15 protein-coding genes and 1 pseudogene are annotated in these 16,313 nt (G+C 70.8%); 7 read left to right on the top strand and 9 right to left on the bottom strand.

What is annotated here, in order from left to right; genetic code table 11:
- The 4 genes from MBSD_RS15840 to MBSD_RS14895 form a co-directional block, all read left to right on the top strand.
- Positions 1 to 314: neutral zinc metallopeptidase (locus MBSD_RS15840; protein WP_237071830.1), on the top strand; the 314-nt coding region annotated here is incomplete at its 5' end.
- On the top strand, positions 284 to 850 hold the full coding sequence (locus MBSD_RS14905; RefSeq protein WP_272898344.1) for a class I SAM-dependent methyltransferase: 567 nt from the start codon (positions 284 to 286) through the stop codon (positions 848 to 850). The genes MBSD_RS15840 and MBSD_RS14905, both read left to right, overlap by 31 nt.
- 474 nt (positions 851 to 1,324) lie before the next feature.
- Positions 1,325 to 2,404, top strand: a complete 1,080-nt coding sequence (locus tag MBSD_RS14900) for a GGDEF domain-containing protein (RefSeq protein ID WP_187300720.1) — start codon at positions 1,325 to 1,327, stop codon at positions 2,402 to 2,404.
- A gap of 121 nt (positions 2,405 to 2,525) precedes the next feature.
- On the top strand, positions 2,526 to 2,948 hold the full coding sequence (locus tag MBSD_RS14895; protein WP_062538072.1) for a hypothetical protein: 423 nt from the start codon (positions 2,526 to 2,528) through the stop codon (positions 2,946 to 2,948).
- A gap of 129 nt (positions 2,949 to 3,077) precedes the next feature.
- Here the strand turns inward: MBSD_RS14895 and MBSD_RS14890 are convergent, their stop codons facing one another.
- Positions 3,078 to 4,025 carry a M14 family metallopeptidase gene (locus MBSD_RS14890; RefSeq protein WP_062538071.1) on the bottom strand — a complete coding sequence of 316 codons (948 nt, stop codon included), beginning with the start codon at positions 4,023 to 4,025 and terminating at the stop codon, positions 3,078 to 3,080.
- Positions 4,026 to 4,131: 106 nt separating this feature from the next.
- Positions 4,132 to 6,084: a M61 family metallopeptidase gene (locus tag MBSD_RS14885; protein WP_062538070.1), complete on the bottom strand. Its 1,953-nt coding sequence runs from the start codon at positions 6,082 to 6,084 to the stop codon at positions 4,132 to 4,134.
- 231 nt (positions 6,085 to 6,315) lie between these two features.
- On the opposite strand from MBSD_RS14885, the gene MBSD_RS14880 reads away from it, so the two are divergent.
- A complete protein-coding gene (locus MBSD_RS14880) occupies positions 6,316 to 7,041 on the top strand; it encodes a nuclear transport factor 2 family protein (protein WP_062538069.1) in 726 nt (241 codons plus the stop codon).
- A gap of 174 nt (positions 7,042 to 7,215) precedes the next feature.
- Here MBSD_RS14880 and MBSD_RS14875 read toward each other — a convergent pair whose 3' ends face one another.
- The 6 genes and pseudogenes from MBSD_RS14875 to MBSD_RS14850 form a co-directional block, all read right to left on the bottom strand.
- Complete coding sequence (locus MBSD_RS14875; protein WP_148667903.1) at positions 7,216 to 7,779, bottom strand: hypothetical protein; 564 nt, start codon at positions 7,777 to 7,779, stop codon at positions 7,216 to 7,218.
- A 183-nt stretch (positions 7,780 to 7,962) separates the two neighbouring features.
- Positions 7,963 to 8,475 (bottom strand): iron chaperone, encoded by a 513-nt coding sequence (locus MBSD_RS14870; protein WP_237071828.1) that lies wholly within the window; start codon positions 8,473 to 8,475, stop codon positions 7,963 to 7,965.
- A complete protein-coding gene (locus tag MBSD_RS14865) occupies positions 8,472 to 8,882 on the bottom strand; it encodes a VOC family protein (RefSeq protein WP_062538067.1) in 411 nt (136 codons plus the stop codon). The genes MBSD_RS14870 and MBSD_RS14865 overlap by 4 nt, the downstream gene beginning before the upstream one ends.
- A 29-nt stretch (positions 8,883 to 8,911) precedes the next feature.
- A complete protein-coding gene (locus tag MBSD_RS14860; RefSeq protein ID WP_062538077.1) occupies positions 8,912 to 9,361 on the bottom strand; it encodes a helix-turn-helix transcriptional regulator in 450 nt (149 codons plus the stop codon).
- A gap of 75 nt (positions 9,362 to 9,436) precedes the next feature.
- Positions 9,437 to 13,046: pseudogene (locus MBSD_RS14855) on the bottom strand (methylmalonyl-CoA mutase family protein).
- A gap of 440 nt (positions 13,047 to 13,486) precedes the next feature.
- Positions 13,487 to 13,984: an Lrp/AsnC family transcriptional regulator gene (locus MBSD_RS14850; protein ID WP_062538066.1), complete on the bottom strand. Its 498-nt coding sequence runs from the start codon at positions 13,982 to 13,984 to the stop codon at positions 13,487 to 13,489.
- Between the two features lie 95 nt (positions 13,985 to 14,079).
- Between MBSD_RS14850 and MBSD_RS14845 the strand changes: the two genes are divergently transcribed.
- A complete protein-coding gene (locus tag MBSD_RS14845) occupies positions 14,080 to 14,952 on the top strand; it encodes an EamA family transporter (RefSeq protein ID WP_062538065.1) in 873 nt (290 codons plus the stop codon).
- Positions 14,949 to 15,380 (top strand): GFA family protein, encoded by a 432-nt coding sequence (locus MBSD_RS14840; RefSeq protein ID WP_062538064.1) that lies wholly within the window; start codon positions 14,949 to 14,951, stop codon positions 15,378 to 15,380. The genes MBSD_RS14845 and MBSD_RS14840 overlap by 4 nt, the downstream gene beginning before the upstream one ends.
- A 1-nt stretch (position 15,381) precedes the next feature.
- Here MBSD_RS14840 and MBSD_RS14835 read toward each other — a convergent pair whose 3' ends face one another.
- On the bottom strand, positions 15,382 to 16,311 hold the full coding sequence (locus tag MBSD_RS14835) for an alpha/beta hydrolase (RefSeq protein ID WP_062538063.1): 930 nt from the start codon (positions 16,309 to 16,311) through the stop codon (positions 15,382 to 15,384).
- Between the last annotated feature and the right edge of the window lie 2 nt (positions 16,312 to 16,313).

Genomic DNA, 16,313 nt, shown 5'->3' with positions numbered 1-16,313 from the left:
GCGCGCGCGGCGAGCCGATGGAAGGCGACAACGGCATCTCGGTGCGCCGGGAACTGCAGGCCGACTGCTACGCCGGCGTCTGGGCCAACCGCGCGCAGCAGCAGTACCAATGGCTGGAAGCCGGCGACGTCGAGGAAGCGCTCGCCACCGCCAGCGCCATCGGCGACGACCGCCTGCAGCGGCAGAGCCAGGGCACCGTGATCCCCGACTCCTTCACCCACGGCACCTCCGAACAGCGCGTGCGCTGGTTCCGCGCCGGCTTCGAGAGCGGCGACGTGGGGCGGTGCGATACGTTCAGCACGGCGCGGCCGTGAAGGCGCGCGCTCGCGCCGTTCGCCGACCGCATCCACGGCGGCACCTCAAGCCGCGTCCGCCGCGCCGCCGCCGACTGCCGGTCGGTCGCGCGCGCATCGCGCCGGGCGAGGCCGTGCTCGACGTCGGCTGCGGCACGGGCAGCCTGGCGCTCGAGGCCCGACGCCGCGTAGGCATCGGAGGAAGCGTGCACGGCATCGACGCGTCGCCGGAGATGATCGAATGTGCAACGCAGAAGGCGCGCGACGCCGGGCTTGCGGCGGAATTCCGGCAGGCGGCCGCGCAGACGCTGCCTTTCGCCGACGCGTGCTTCGATCGCGCGCCGAGCACCTTGATGCTGCACCACCTGCCCCGCGCCGAACGCGAGCAGTGCGCGCGCGAGATCCGGCGCGTGCCCAACCGGGCGGTCGCGTGCCGGTCGTCGATTTCGATGCGCCCCCGTCCGCATCCAGAAGCCCGTTGCAGCACTTCCACCCGCACGGCCACGTCGCGCCCGACGACCTCGTCGCGCTCGTCCGCGATGCCGGCCTGCGGGTGATCGAGAGCGGCCCGCTGGGATTCCGCAATCTGCGGTTCGTGTTGGCCGAGCGGACTGTCGCGCCCGTCGCCCCTTGGACGGGAACGTACGATCCCTGCCACGGTGCACCCCGCGGCCGCGCTTGGGTTAGGCTTCGCGCGGCGGCCGGGGGGTCGGGGGTTGAACGCTTCGTTGTGCCAGGTATTCACGCGGGTAACGCTGCTGGCGCTGTGCGTCGGATGGGCGTCGCCGCATGCATGGGCGCAGCAACCGCGGCCCTTCGATCGGCCGCCGCCTCCGCCACCCGGCGCGCCGCCTCCGCCACCCGGCGCGCCGCCGCCGCCATTCGGTGCGCCGCCGCCGCCGGGATGGAGGCCAGGCGATCCGCTGCCACCGCCAAGACTTCCACCGCCGGAGCCGGCGCCGGCGATCGCTGCAGACCCGAGTCCTTCGACATCGTCTCCCTTCGCGGACAGCGGAGCGTCGTCAACGTCGGTGGCGACCGTCCGCGACACGACAGAAGCCGACGCCGCGGCGCCGGCACCCGTGGTCCCTGCCGACGCCGCGGCGCCGGCGCCAATCGTCCCTGCCCCCGCCACTGCTGCAGCGCCGATCGCGGTACCGGTCACGCACGTCGCCGCGTCCGCCACGCCCGTGATCGCACCGGCGACGTCGGCCGCACCCGACACCCCGCCATCGACGACGCGCTGGTGGGCGCTGGCCTTGCTGCTCGTCGTCGGCGTCTGGTGGCTGTCGTGGCGGCGCAGCCGGCTACTGGCGCAGGAAACGCGGCGCCTCGCGCGCCAGCACCGCGCGCTGCAGTCGGCCAACAGCCGCCTGCAGAACGAATCGCAGCAACTGCGGCAGCGGGCGACCAACGATCCGCTGACCGGCGTGCTCAACCGTCAGGCCTTCGCCGCCGGACTGCGCGAACTGGTGGAGCATCTCGCTCATTACGATCGGCCGGTCAGCCTGATCGTCTTCGACCTCGACCACTTCAAGACGATCAACGACCGCCTCGGTCACCTCGCCGGCGACAGCGCGCTCAAGCTGGTCGTCGGTATCGTGCGCGAGCACCTGGTCAGCGCCGACCTGTTCGGCCGCTTCGGCGGCGACGAATTCCTGATCGCGTGCGCCGACCAGACGCCGGCCTCGGCCGCACTGCTCGCGGAGACCATCCGTGCCGCCGTCGAGGCCGCCGCGCCCGTGCACTCGCCCGCCCTGCCCGGCCTCACCCTGAGCATGGGCGTGGCCGAGACCGACGCCGACACCGGCTATTCGGCCGACGCGCTGTTCGCGCGCGCCGATGCGGCGCTCTACGAGGCCAAGCGCCGCGGCGCAATCGCGTGGTGGTGGCCGACGGCACGCTGGCGCAGGCCCCTGCCGCGGCGGCAGCCGCCCGCCATCTGTAGCGCCCGCCCCTGCTTCTCTCTCCGCCGAGCCGTCGCACCGTGCCGACGCCTACAGCCAGTCTACAGGCGCTCTCCATTGTCCGCCCGCGGGGCGATGGCTAGAACGGGTTTCACGCGACCGGCCGCACCGTGGCCGGCGTTTCGACGATGGAGGCGACCATGAAACGGCTCGTATCCCTACCCTGCCGGCGACCGCGCTCGCGGCCCCGCTCGCCGCCCGCGCCCAGTCCACCGACAACGATCTCTGCAGCCATGCCTCGCTGTATGGAGATTACGCTTTCCGCGTGTCCGGCCAGATCGTGTACCCGGGCCGCCCGCCGGGCACGCAAGTGGAAACCCGCGACGGCGTGGCGATGACGCACTTCGATGGCTACGGCCACCTCTCGCAGGTCGACTTCGTGATGGCCAACGGCACGCCGCTGCCTGGCGCCGCCGATACGGTGACCGGCTTCCACATCAACGAGACCGGCACGTACACGGTGTACGCGGACTGCGCCGGTCGCGCCGAGATCGCTCTGCAGACACCGATAGGGCCGGCCAAGATCAGCCTGATGCTGGTGCTGGGCCATGGCGGCCGCACCCTGCACACGGTGGTCAGCCACCTCGCGCCGCCCGACGGATCGCTCGCGCTGCCGTACATCCAGAGCGACGCCGAGAAGCTCGGCGTGGTGACCACGAACTTCTGGCACCCCGGCGGTTCCCGCTGAGCGCCGGAGCGGAGCGCCGCGTCGGCACGGTTCGCATGGGCTCCGGGATGGCGGCGGCAAGGTGGCGCGCGCCGCCCGCTCCTTCGCGGAGGGAACCGGCGCCGCCCCGGGATGGCCGGCGTCGCCCGCTCAGCGCGGCGCGCCGCGCGCCAGCGCAAACTCGATCGCCGCGCACACCGCCGTCGCCTGCGCGGCGTTGCACTGCTCGGGGGTGGCGCGCGGGCTGTCGGGGTAGACCTCGGTGGTGGTCCGGTAGGGCGCGCGGGTGATGCCGGCGCACAGGCCCAACTCGCGCAACGGGTAGCGGATCACGCCCGGCGCCACCACCGGCGCGCCGATGATCCGGCCGTCGGCGTCCGGCGCCGCGATATGGGTGACCTTCGCCACCGCCGCGATCACCGCCTGCTGGAATTCCGGCTGCGGATGCTCGGCGTCGTCGACCAGGTAGAAGCCGTCGGGGATCTCGCCCGGCTCGAACGGTTTGCCGTCGCGCGCGGCCAGCGCCGGACGGAACTCGGATTCGTCGCTGTCGGTGGTCTCGTGCAGATCGATGTGCACCAGCACGCGCTCGCGAACCGGCGTGACCAGGCGCATCAGCGCGGCCGACTCCGCCGCCGGACTGTCCTCGCGGAACGAACGGTTCGGGTCGATCGCGTGCATGTTCCAGCGGTGGATGCGTTCGTACGCCCACGGGCTGACGCACGGCGCGACCAGCAGGTTGACGCGGCCCGCATAATCCGCCGCGTGCGCCTCGACGAAGCGCAGCGCGCCGTGCACGCCGCTGGTCTCGTAGCCGTGCACGCCGCCCGTCACCAACGCGACCGGCAGTTCGTCGCGCCAATCGCGGCTGCGGATCGCGAACAGCGGATAGACGTCCGGATGATAGTCGAGGCGGCCGTACGCCTCGACGTCGAAGCGCGCGCGCAGCGGCTCGATCCGGCTCGACACGTCTTCCTCGTAGCTGCGCTTGCGGCTCTGGCGCGACAGCCACAGGGCTTTCTCCGCGGCGCCCCAAGGGCGTCCGGGCGTGCCGATCGGATAGGTCGGGGTCGTCGGGTCGCTCGTTCGGGAAGGCATCGAGGCACCTGTGTTGCGATGTTGTCGTCGGGCGGGCGGCGGGTTGCGCTGCGCGCAACCCGCCCTGCCAAGGCATCGTCGCGGAATCGCGCGCGCGCAACCCGCCCTACGGCTTGCGCGGGGCGATGATCTCGCCGAGGTAATCCGGCTTGCCCTCGATGCGCACCAGGTGCGGATACTGCAGGCCGTCGTGATAGTCCACCGCCACCGTGCGGTAGCCGCCCTGGTACTTCAGCAGCAACCGGATCGGCGCGGAACCGCCCTTGGCCGCGGCGATCGCGTCCTTGAGCACGTCGTCCGTGTAATCCTGCCCGTTCACCGCGACCAGCGTCGCGCCGGTGCTGACGCCGGCCTTGAACGCCGGGCCGTTCCAGCGCACGTCGTTGATCACGCCGTCCTTGCCCAGGGTGATGCCGATCGACCAGGCGTAGTTGTAGAGGTGGCGCGGCGACTGCGAGCGGCTGTCGTACTGCTGTTCGTACGCGCTCTTGCGGTCGGTGTAGACCAGCTTCCAGCCGGCGGCTTCGAGGCCGTCCAGCAGCGGCGGGCGCACCGTGTCGACGCGGGCGCGCAGGAAGTCCGCCCAATCGTACTTCGCCACGCCGTTCAACGTCGCGACCACGTCGTCGAAGGTGTAGGTCTTCGTCACGAAACTGCCGTCGTCGACGCCGAAGAACGCCCTGGCGAAATCGTCCAGCGACTTGCGGTCGTGGGTGAGCGCGCGCAGCTTGGCATCCACCGCCAGCCACAGCATCTGCCCGGCGCTGTAGTACTCCTCGCTCATCTGCCAGCTGCGGAACGGCAGGCCCGCGCGACGCGCGGCGGTCGGATCGTTGGTGGTGTCCTCCAGCGTGCGCCAGTCGAAGCCGAGGCGGTTGCGGTCGTAGTTGGCGGCGACCATCGCCAGCGCGTCGCGGAACTGCTCGGGCGTCCACAGCCCGGAACGCGCGGTCAGCACGAAGCCCCAGTACTGCGTCTGCCCTTCGTATACCCACAGCAGCGAGTCGCCCATCGGCACGTTGAAGTTCGGCGTCCACAGGTCGGCCGGACGGCGGAACTTGCCGTTCCACGAATGCGTGTACTCGTGCGCCAGCAGGTCGCGGCCGGGCGCGGCATCCTTCCAGGCGGTGAAATAGTCGGCGCCCAGGCCGTTCTCGCTGGACTGGTGGTGCTCCAGGCCGTTGCCGGCGAGCTGGTCCGACAGCGAGAACAGGAAGTCGTAGTGGTCGTAGTGGTGCGAGCCGAACAGCGCGTTCGCCTGCGCCACCAGCGCGCGGTGCGCGGCCAGCTGTTCCGGCGTGATCTCCAGGTACTTCGGCGCGTCGGCGACGATGTCGAGGTGCACCGGCACCTTGGCGCCGGGCGCGAGGTCGACGCGCTTGAAGTAGCGGCCGGCGTAGACCGGCGAATCGACCAGCGTGTCGAACGGCACCGGCTTGAAGGTGGTGGTGTCGCCCGCCTGCGCGGCGGTCTCCAGCGCGCTGCCGAACTGCCAGCCGTGCGGCAGCGTCAGGCTGGGCTGGAAGACGATGTCGCGCGCGAAATGGCCGGCCGGATACAGCGCCATCTTGCTCCACGCCAGATCCAGCATCAGGTCGGTCATCTCGAAGCCGTCGTCGCGCGGCGACAGGTACTGGAACTCGGCGTCGAGCGTGGACACGCCCGCGGGCACGTCGACATGGAAGGCGTAGACGTCGTATTTGTCGCGCTTCCATGCCAGCGGCTTGCCGCCGGCGCCGAGCCTAAGCCCGGCGAGCATGGCGATCGGGCCGGTCGGCGAGTGGTCGCCGGGGATCCACTGCGGATACAGCAGCGTCAGCGCGCCCGGCTGCACCGGGATCGTTTCGCGCACGCGGAAGATGCCCTGCGCCGTGTCGCTGGCGTCGACGTGGATGGCGATCGTGCCCGCATACGGCGTGTCCAGCGGCGCCGGCACCTGGGCGCTTCGCGCGTCCTGCGCGGCCGCCGCGCCCGCCGCCGACACGATCGACGCGGCGAGAACGAGACGTGCAGCGGTTCGGCGCGCGCCGGCCGGCGCGGCGAGGGAAACGACGGACATGGAGGGCTCCCGCAGTGGACCAAGAATCCGCGGAACTTAGCACCATTGCGCCCGCGTGCGGGAATGACGGAAGTCTGGTCGGACGAGTCCGCCGCGCTCGTCAACAGAAACCGGGACATCACCCACGAATCATCCCGTTGCGGTGCCCCGCATCGCGCCCGCGCCCCCCCCGAACGGCACATGCGGCGACAGGCGCGCCGGCTAAATTGGGTCGCCCACGAGGAAACCACCATGCCACGCATCCTGCCGCACGCGCTGATCGCACTCGCCCTTGCCGCCGCCGGCGCCGCGCCCGCGGGCGAGGACGTCGCCGCGCTGATCCAGCGCCAGTCGCAAGCCTTCTCCGACGCCTCGGCGTCGAACGACGTCAAGACGCTCGCGCGCTACCTCGACGACCGCGTGGTTTTCATCAACGAGAACGGCGACATCGCCACCAAGGCGGACATCGTCGCGCCCGGCCCGGCGGGCCCCGTCGGCGTCAGCAACAAGCTGGTGCAGACCGACTTCCACGTCGAGATCCACGGCAACGTAGCGGTGACGAGCTTCACCGACAACGCCACCGTGCGCGTCGGCGAACAAACCCTGCGGCCGCGCTTCCGCTCCACCGAGGTGTGGCTGGACGAGAACGGCGACTGGCGCATGATTTCCAGCCAGACCGTCGCGCTCTCCGACGACCCACCGGCGGTCGCGCTCGCGCCTGCCGATCTGGACCAGTACGTCGGCACTTACCGCGCCGCCCCCGCCTTCACGGTGGTCATCACGCGCCAGGGCGACCGTCTCTTCGGCGCCACCAACGGCGGCAAGCCGCTGCCGCTGCTGGCGGAGGTGCGCGACGTGCTGTTCACGCCCGGCCAGCCGCGCGTGCGCAAGGTGTTCGAGCGCGACGGCCGCGGCCAGGTGATCGGCTTCGTCTCCCGGCGCGAGGGGCACGGCCTCACGTTCACGAAGAGCCGCTGAGTCGATCCCGCGCGGGTCGGGCCCGGCGGCCCGGTCCGCGCCCCGGCGTGACCCACACGCTGCACGAGGTTCGCCACACCGCCGCGCCGGGAGCGACGGCGCGCGCAGGAATCCGCGCCCCGAAGCGCACGCGGACGCGCATGCCGGCGCCCGCGTCGGCGGTCGTCTTCCCGATCAGGGCTGCGGCCACAGCCCCATGAAGACCGCGCCCGTCACCAGCGCGTAGATCAAGCTATCGACGGCGTACTTGAAAACCGCGCGCCACGGCTGCCCCCACCAGATCCCCATGGAAAACGATCCCGTCGCATAGGACGCGAAGGCGACCAGCGCGGTCACGTGGAACACGCGGTGGCCGTCCGCGCCCGCCGCAAACGCGGCGGCGGCGATCAGCGCGCAGAAAAACGACACCGCCAGGCACAGCAGGAACCAGAGCGAGAGGCTCTTGCCCATGTTGGGCATGCCGTTCGGCAGCAGGAAGAAGAAGCCCACCGGACCCGTCTCGTATTTCTGCACGGACTCCGGCTTCTTCATCTCTTCCATGCGGCAATAGGGCACGACGTACATGCCCGGCGCGGGATGGCCGTTGCGGATCGCGGAGCGGACCTCGTCCTCGTTGGCGAGCGCGCGGTAATCGGGCGTGTGCCAGAACTTGAGCAGCATGTGCAGGATGCTGCTGGCGACGAACACCCCCACCGCGGATAGCGCGACGGGAAGCCAGAGCTGGGCAAGCGACATCATGATCGATCCCCCTCGATGGGCCTCGCAGCGAGGCGGACCGGATTCTACGCCGCCTCCCGCGAGCCGATGCCCGCGCTCCCGCCGGCTTGGACCCGCGGCGTCCGGCCGCGGCCGCTCGCGTGTTGCCGATCCGGCCATCCGAAGCCTTGCCACAGGCTCGTCGCAAGCGGCGCTCGATCGCGCTCAACCCACCGCCTTCTTCACCAGCGCGGCGATGCGCGCCTCTTCGGCGGCGGTGAGTTGCTTCAGCGCGAACGCGGTCGGCCACATGGCGCCGTCGTCGAGCTTGGCCGTGTCGTTGAAGCCGAACGTCGCGTAGCGGTCCTTGAACTTGTGCCCCGGACGGAAGAAGCACACCACCTTGTCGTTCTTCGTGTACGCGGGCATGCCGTACCAGGTGCGCGCCGACAGCGACGGCGCGCTGGCCTTGATGATGGCGTGCAGCCGCGTCGCCATCGCGCGGTCCGGCTCCGGCATCGCGGCGATCTTCGCCAGCACTTCCGCCTCGCCGTCCGCGCCGCTGCGCGCGGCCTTCATCTCCCGCGTGCGCTCGCGCATCGCCTCGCGCTCTTCGGCGGTGAATCCCTTCGACGTCTTGCCGACGCCGCTGCGGCCCGCCGGTTTCGCGCCGGTCTTCACGGGTTTCTTCTCGGCCATCGTGTGCTCCTTCTTGGTGGGTTTGCGGCGGCGGCTCACCGCCGCTCCTGCACGCGCAGCAGATTGCCGGCGGGATCGCGCACCGCGCAGTCGCGCACGCCGTAGGGCTGCATGGTCGGCTCCTCGACGATCTCGGCGCCGCTGGCCTGGATGCGCGCGTAGGCGGCGTCGAGGTCGGCCGTGGCCAGCAGCAGCATCGCGTAGGTGCCCTTGGCCATCATCTCGGCGATGGTGCGTTTCTCGGCGTCGGTGACGCCGGGGCTGGCGGCCGGCGGGAACAACACGATGGACGTGCCGGGCTGGCCGGGCGGGCCGACCGTGATCCAGCGCAGGCCCTGGTAGCCGACGTCGTTGCGCACCTCGAAGCCGAGCGTGTCGCGGTAGAACGCCAGCGAGGCGTCGGGGTCGGCGTGCGGGAGGAAGCTGGCGTGAATGCTGATGTCCATGGCGGTCCTGTTCGGTAAAGGTCGAGCCGTCATGCTAGGTCCGGCTCGGGGGCCGGCGCTTCTCGATTCCTGATCGGTCGCGTCACCTGCCGCGCCACGCAGGCCGGCATCCCCGCCGTCGCCTGCGCCGCCTCGCGCCGGTAGACGCCCGGCGGCACGCCGACCAGCTCGGCGAAGCGCGTGCCGAAGGTGCCCAGCGACGCGCAGCCGACCGCGAAGCACACCTCGGTCACGCTGAGGTCGCCGCGCCGCAGCAGCGCCATCGCGCGCTCGATGCGCCGCGTCATCAGATAGCTGTAAGGCGACTCGCCGAACGCCCGCTTGAACTGCCGGCTCAGATGCCCCGCCGACATGTGCACGCCGCGGGCCAGCGTCTCGAGATCCAGCGGCTGCGCGTACTCGCGGTCGATGCGGTCGCGCACGCGGCGCAGGCGCGCGAGGTCGCGGAGGTGATGGGCGGGGGCGTGCGGGCCGGTCATCGCGGCCATCATCCCTTGCCGTGCCGGCGATGGGAAGGGCGCAGTCGCCCGACGGGCGACGCCGGGCGGGCGGCATTACATGTTGCGCCGGTATTCGCCGCCCACCTCGTACAGCGCGTGGCTGATCTGCCCCAGCGAGTTGTACTTCACCGCTTCCATCAGCGCCTCGAACACGTTGCGGCGGTCGCGGGCGGTGGTCTGCAGGCGGCGCAGGCTGTCGGGGGCCAGCGGGTTGCGGGCGGCGGCATAGGCCTGCACGTTGGCGATCTGCTGCCGCTTCTCCGCCTCGGTGGAGCGGATCAGCTCGATGGTGGTGGTGATGTCGCCGGCGTGTTCTTTCGGCAGGAAGGTGTTGACGCCGATGATCGGCAGCGAGCCGTCGTGCTTCTTGTGCTCGTAGTACAGGCTCTCTTCCTGGATCTTGCCGCGCTGGTACATGGTGTCCATCGCGCCGAGCACGCCGCCGCGCTCGCTGATCGCCTCGAACTCCTTGTACACGGCCTCCTCGACCAGGTCGGTGAGCGTCTCGACCACGAAGCTGCCCTGCCACGGGTTCTCGTTGAAGTTGAGGCCGAGCTCGCGGTTGATGATCAGCTGGATCGCCACCGCGCGGCGCACCGATTCCTCGGTGGGCGTGGTGATGGCCTCGTCGTAGGCGTTGGTGTGCAGGCTGTTGCAGTTGTCGAACAGTGCGTACAGCGCCTGCAGCGTGGTGCGGATGTCGTTGAACTGGATCTCCTGCGCGTGCAGCGAGCGGCCGGAGGTCTGGATGTGGTACTTCAGCATCTGGCTGCGCGCGCTGGCGCCGTAGCGCTCGCGCATGGCGCGCGCCCAGATGCGCCGCGCGACGCGGCCGATCACGGTGTACTCCGGGTCCATGCCGTTACTGAAGAAGAACGACAGGTTGGGTGCGAAGTCGTCCACCTTCATGCCGCGCGCCAGGTAGTACTCGACGATGGTGAAGCCGTTGGCGAGCGTGAAGGCGAGCTGGCTGATCGGGTTGGCGCCGGCTTCGGCGATGTGGTAGCCGGAGATCGACACCGAGTAGAAGTTGCGCACGCCGTGGTCGACGAAGTACTGCTGGATGTCGCCCATCATGCGCAGCGCGAACTCGGTGCTGAAGATGCAGGTGTTCTGCGCCTGGTCCTCCTTGAGGATGTCGGCCTGCACCGTGCCGCGCACCACCTTCAGCGTGGCTTCCTTGATGCGCGCGTAGGTATCGGCATCCACCACCTGGTCGCCGCTGACGCCGAGCAGGCCCAGACCCAGGCCGTCGTTGCCCTCGGGCAACGTGCCCTCGTAGCGCGGGCGCGGGCGGCCGGCATACAGCGCGTCGATCTTCTCGCGCGCGGCGTCCCAGCGCTTGCCGTCCTCGCGCAGGTACTTCTCCACCGCCTGGTCGATGGCGGTGTTCATGAACATGGCGAGGATCATCGGCGCCGGGCCGTTGATCGTCATCGACACGGAGGTGGTCGGCGCCGACAGGTCGAAGCCGGAGTACAGCTTCTTCATGTCGTCCAGCGTGGCGATGCTGACGCCGGAGTTGCCGATCTTGCCGTAGATGTCCGGACGCTCGGCGGGGTCCTCGCCGTACAGCGTGACCGAGTCGAACGCGGTGGACAGGCGCGCGGCCGGCTGGCCGAGGCTGAGGTAATGGAAGCGGCGGTTGGTGCGCTCGGGCGTGCCCTCGCCCGCGAACATGCGCGTCGGGTCCTCGCCGGTGCGGCGGTACGGGTACACGCCGCCGGTGTACGGGTAGTGGCCCGGCAGGTTCTCGCGCATCAGGAACTTGAGCAGGTCGCCCCAGTCGCGGTATTTCGGCGGCGCCACCTTGGGAATCTTCTGGTGGCTGAGCGATTCGCGGTAGTTCTCGACGCGGATGGTCTTGTCGCGCACCTTGTATTCGTTCACCTCGTCGGTGACCGACTTCAGGCGCGCCGGCCACTCGCGCAGCAGGTGCACCGCCTCGGTGGACAGCTCTTTCAGCGCGGCGTTGTAGCGCTGGCGCAGCACCAGCAGGCTGCGGTCGACGCCCTTCGGCGTGCCGTTGGCGGTTTCCCAGTAGGCGACCTCGCCGTCGCTGTCGCGCACCGGGTGCGCGCCGGCGGCGGGGTGCACGTCCTCGGCGGCGTAGCCTTCGAGCGGCGGCGGCAGGCACGGATCCTCGAGTTCCTTCAGCGCCTCGTAGTAGTGCTGCGCCTTGCTGGCGGCCTCGGCCTGGCGCTCGATGGCGGCGTTGATGCCGCGGCCCTGCTCGGCGATCTCGGCGAGGTAGCGGACGCGCGCGCCGGGGATCAGCACGGTGGCGCGCGGCTCCTTGATCGACACGTCCACCTGCGGATCGAAGTCGCAGCGCTCGCTGCCCAGCGCGGGCTTGTCTCCCGCCCCCCCCGCGCGCGCCGCCCAGCTTCTCGCGCAGCAACCGGCACAGGTTGACGAACATCCAGGTGACGCCCGGATCGTTGAACTGGCTGGCGATGGTCGGGTAGACCGGCACGTCCTCGTCCGGCGTCTTGAACGCGGCGTGGTTGCGCTTCCACTGCTTGCGCACGTCGCGCAGCGCGTCCTCGGCGCCGCGGCGGTCGTACTTGTTCAGCACGATCAGCTCGGCGAAGTCCAACATGTCGATCTTCTCGAGCTGGCTGGCGGCACCGTAGTCGCTGGTCATCACGTACATCGGGAAGTCGACCAGGTCGACGATCTCGGAGTCGCTCTGGCCGATGCCGGCGGTCTCGACGATCACCAGGTCGTAACCCTGGCCGCGCAGGAAGGCGACGCAGTCCTTCAGCATCGCGCTGGTGGCGGCGTGCTGGCGGCGCGTGGCCATCGAGCGCATGTAGACGCGCTTGCTGCGCAGCGCGTTCATGCGGATGCGGTCGCCGAGCAGCGCGCCGCCGGTGCGGCGGCGGGTCGGATCGACCGCCAGCACGGCGATGCGCATCTGCGGGAAGGCGTGCAGGAAGCGCAGCAGCAGCTCGTCGACCACGCTCGACTTGCCGGCGCCGCCGGTGCCGGTGATGCCGATCACGGGAGTGCGGGACTCGGGCCCCGGGGCTCGGGACTCGGAAGAGCCGCGCGCCCACTGCTTGCGCAGCAGCGTCAGTTCGGACTCCGAAAAACCGCCGTCCTCGATAGCGCTCAGAACGCGCCCGATCGAGATTTCGTCATCGATGCGGGTACTCGCCACCAGCTTGGCCGCGTCCCTGGTTCCGGCGCCCGCGTCCCGCGCGTGCGAAGCGCGCCGCACCACGTCCTCGATCATGGCGACGAGGCCCATGTGCATGCCGTCGTTCGGGTGGTAGATGCGCTCGACGCCGTAGGCCTGCAGCTCGGCGATTTCCTCGGGCGTGATGGTGCCGCCACCGCCGCCGAACACGCGGATGTGCGCAGCGCCGCGTTCGCGCAGCATGTCGACCATGTACTTGAAGTACTCGACGTGCCCTCCCTGGTAGGACGACACGGCGATGGCGTCGGCGTCCTCCTGCAGCGCGGCGCGCACCACGTCCTCGACGCTGCGGTTGTGGCCGAGATGGATCACCTCCGCACCCTGCGACTGGATCAGCCGGCGCATGATGTTGATCGCCGCGTCGTGGCCGTCGAACAGGCTGGCGGCGGTGACGAAGCGCAGCGGCGTTGCTTCGGGTTGCGCTTCGTTCGCGGGTACGTGCTTTGCGGGGGTGCTCATGGGGGGCTGCGCCATCCGTCTGCGTGGAACCTGCGGATTGTAGCGCGCGCGGGCCCGCGGTCGCGGCTGACCGATGGCACGCGCCCACGCGGCCACCGTCGAACCGTTGCGCAATCCCAGGCGAAGCGCGCGTCGCCAGCAGCGGAGCCATGCCGTGTGGCGACACGGCGGCCTGCTCGACTGCACAGGCCACACGACTGCGCGGCCCCTCGCGACTGCGCGGACCACGCGCGCGGGACTCGACCCCCTCTCCCCGGCGGGGAGAGGGTCGGGGTGAAGGGGGCCGTCCGCAGGACGGCCGCCTTTCGCTTCCGCAACGACGATGCGCGCGCTGCGCGCGTCCCCCTGACCCTTCCCTCTTCCCGCAGGGGAGAGGGGAAGCGCTTCACCACGCGCCGCTCATGCTGGCTGCATGATCGTCGCCGTCGCGCGCCAGGTCGCTATCGCTCCGGCGCTTCCGGCAGCGGCGGCGCGCGCAGCGGCACCGGCGTCGACTGCACGATCGACGAGGTGGTGTTGCCGTACTTCAGCATCTCGTCGAGCACGGCCTCCAATTGCTCGACGCGGCCGACCAGCACCTTCATCACGAAGCAGTCCTCGCCGGTGACGCGGTGGCATTCGACGATCTCCGGGATCTGCTTCGCCAGCGCGGCGACCGCCTGCAATTGCCCGGGCATCGGTCGCACGCGCACGAACGCGGTGACGCCGAGGCCGAGCGCGGCCTGATCGAGCTCGAGGCGCGCGCCGCGGATCACGCCGGCGTCGTACAGGCGCTGCACGCGCTCGGTGACCGCCGGCGCCGACATGCCGACGCGACGCGCCAGCTCGCTCATCGTCAGCCGCGGCTCGTCCAGCAGGTGGCGCAGGATGCCGAGATTGGTGGCATCGAGGAGCGCGCTTGCGTCGGCAAAGGTGTTTCGCCTGATTTTCTTTGCCATGTGAAGGCACCCCGCCGACCAACCCTTGATCTCGCCATTCAATGCCGCGCTATCACCTCGGAAAATAGCACAACGTAGTCGATGTGGAGCCGCCGATGAAATACGATGCCCTCGCCGCTCCGCGCACGGACGCGATCCCGCCGCATGCGTTCTTCCTGGTCAGCGCGGTGTTCCATTACCTCGGCCCGGCGTTCGCCGTGCTGCTGTTCCGCTACGTCGGCGCACTCGGCGTCGCCTGGCTGCGCATCGCCACTGCGGCGCTGGTGTTCGCACTGTGGCGGCGGCCGTGGCGCGTGCTGTTTGCGGCGACGCCGGTGCAGCGCCGCCTGCTGCTGGCGATGGGCGCGATCCTGGCGGCGATGAATTCGCTGTTCTACCTGGCGATCGCGCGGCTGCCGCTGGCGACAGTTGGCGCTATCGAATTCCTGGCGCCGATCGCGCTGGCGGCGATCGGCCTGCGCGACGTGCGCAACTTCGCCGCGCTCGGCGTCGCCGTCGCCGGCGTCGTGCGCCTGACCGAGGTGAACTTCGGCGGCGATCCGCTGGCCTACGTGTTCGCGTTCGCCAACTGCGCGTTGTTCGCGGGCTACATCGTCGCGGGCCACGCGCTGGCGCGCGACGGCGGCGCCTCCGGCATCGACCGCCTCGGCGCGGCGATGCTGGTGGCGATGGCGGCGGCGCTGCCGATCGGCATCCGCGACGCGCTGCCGGCGTTCGGCGATCCGCGCCTGCTGGCGGCGGCCGTCGGCGTCGGCATCTGCTCGTCGGTGATCCCCTACGTCTGCGACCAGCTGGCGATGGCGCGGCTGCCGCGTTCGACGTTCGCGCTGATGCTGGCGCTGCTGCCGGCGACCGCCTGCGTCATCGGCGCGATCGTGCTGCGGCAGATTCCCGGCCCGACCGAGTTCATGGGCATCGCGCTGGTGATCGCCGGCGTGGCGCTGCATCGTACCGACAAGGCCGCATGAACATGCCGGGGCACGACGACACCGCGGCGCACGAAGGCGGCTGCCTGTGCGGCGCGGTGCGCTACCGCGTCGTCGGCGAACCGCTGGCGCTGACACGCTGCCACTGCCGTTCGTGCCGCCTTGCCAGCGGCGCACCGTCGCTGGCGTGGGCGATCTTCCGCGCCGAAGATTTCGTACTGGTCACCGGCAGACCCACCCGCTTCGCTTCCTCGCCCGGCGTCGAGCGCACGTTCTGCGCGATCTGCGGCACCTCGCTGACCTACCGCAGCGCGGATCGCCCCGACGCGATCGACGTCACCACCGCCACGCTGGACGACGCCTCGCGCTTCGCGCCGACGAAAGAGATCTGGACCGAGCACGCGCTCGCCTGGCAGCCGCTGGACGCCGCGCTGCCGCACTCCCCGCGCAGCAGCCGCGGCGCTGCTTAGCTCACGCCACGCCGAACGGCAGTTCCGGCGTGGACACCACACGCTCGCCGACCGCCTCGCCGTCGAGGAAGCGCAGCACTGCGTCGACCACGACGGGGTCGTCGACGACGCGGTTGTGACCGAGGCCGCGGGTGGTGAGCAGGCGCGCGTGCGGCCAGTAGCGCGCGTAGCGTTCGCCCTCCTCCCACGGCACTTCGGCGTCGTCGATGTCGTGCACGATCAGCCCGGGCTGGCCGAAGACGGGCACGTGGCGGTGCACCTGCAGGTCGCGCGGGTCGACGCCGGTGCGGCGCTTCAGCCAGTCGATGAACGGCTCGCGCAGGTGCGGGCCGAGGCCCACGAAGCGCATGAAGCGCTGCGCCGCGGCGATCATGTCCGCGGGGGGCGCGAACAGCGCCAGCCGCTCGGCGCGCCAGGCTTCGCCCTGCGCCAGCGCCAGCGCGGCGCCGCCGAGCGAATGCCCGAAGGCCAGCGCGGCGCGGCCGTGGCGGCCGCCGACCGCACGCACGGCGTCGACGAATTCCGGCAGCGAACTGAGGCGTCCCGTGCTGCGGCCGTGGCCGGGCTGGTCGAACGTCACCACCGCGTAGCCGCGTTCGCGCAACCGCGTCACCCACGGCAGGAAGCGCAGGCCGTAGCTCGACCAGCCGTGCACCAGCAGCGCGTAGGGCTGCGCGGCGGGATCGCCCCAGGTGTAGGTCGCCAGCGTCTCGCCGTCGACGCGCAGCTCGCCGGGCCGCATGTCCGCATCCGCCTGCGCCGCCCGCGCGCGGCTGCGGCTGCCGGCGAACGGCGTGGCGAACAGGCGCGCGGCGCGGTTCACCGTGCTGCGCGGCGCCAGCCGGCCGCCGAGCGCGAAGCCGGCGCGCAGCGCGGTCAGCGCGATGGATTTTCGAACGATCGTGCTTTTTTTCCGGACGACGGCGTTCATGA

The organism is Mizugakiibacter sediminis (genome assembly GCF_000953855.2).
In the GTDB taxonomy this organism is placed as follows: domain Bacteria; phylum Pseudomonadota; class Gammaproteobacteria; order Xanthomonadales; family Rhodanobacteraceae; genus Mizugakiibacter; species Mizugakiibacter sediminis.
This window is presented reverse-complemented; position numbering and strand designations above follow the sequence as displayed.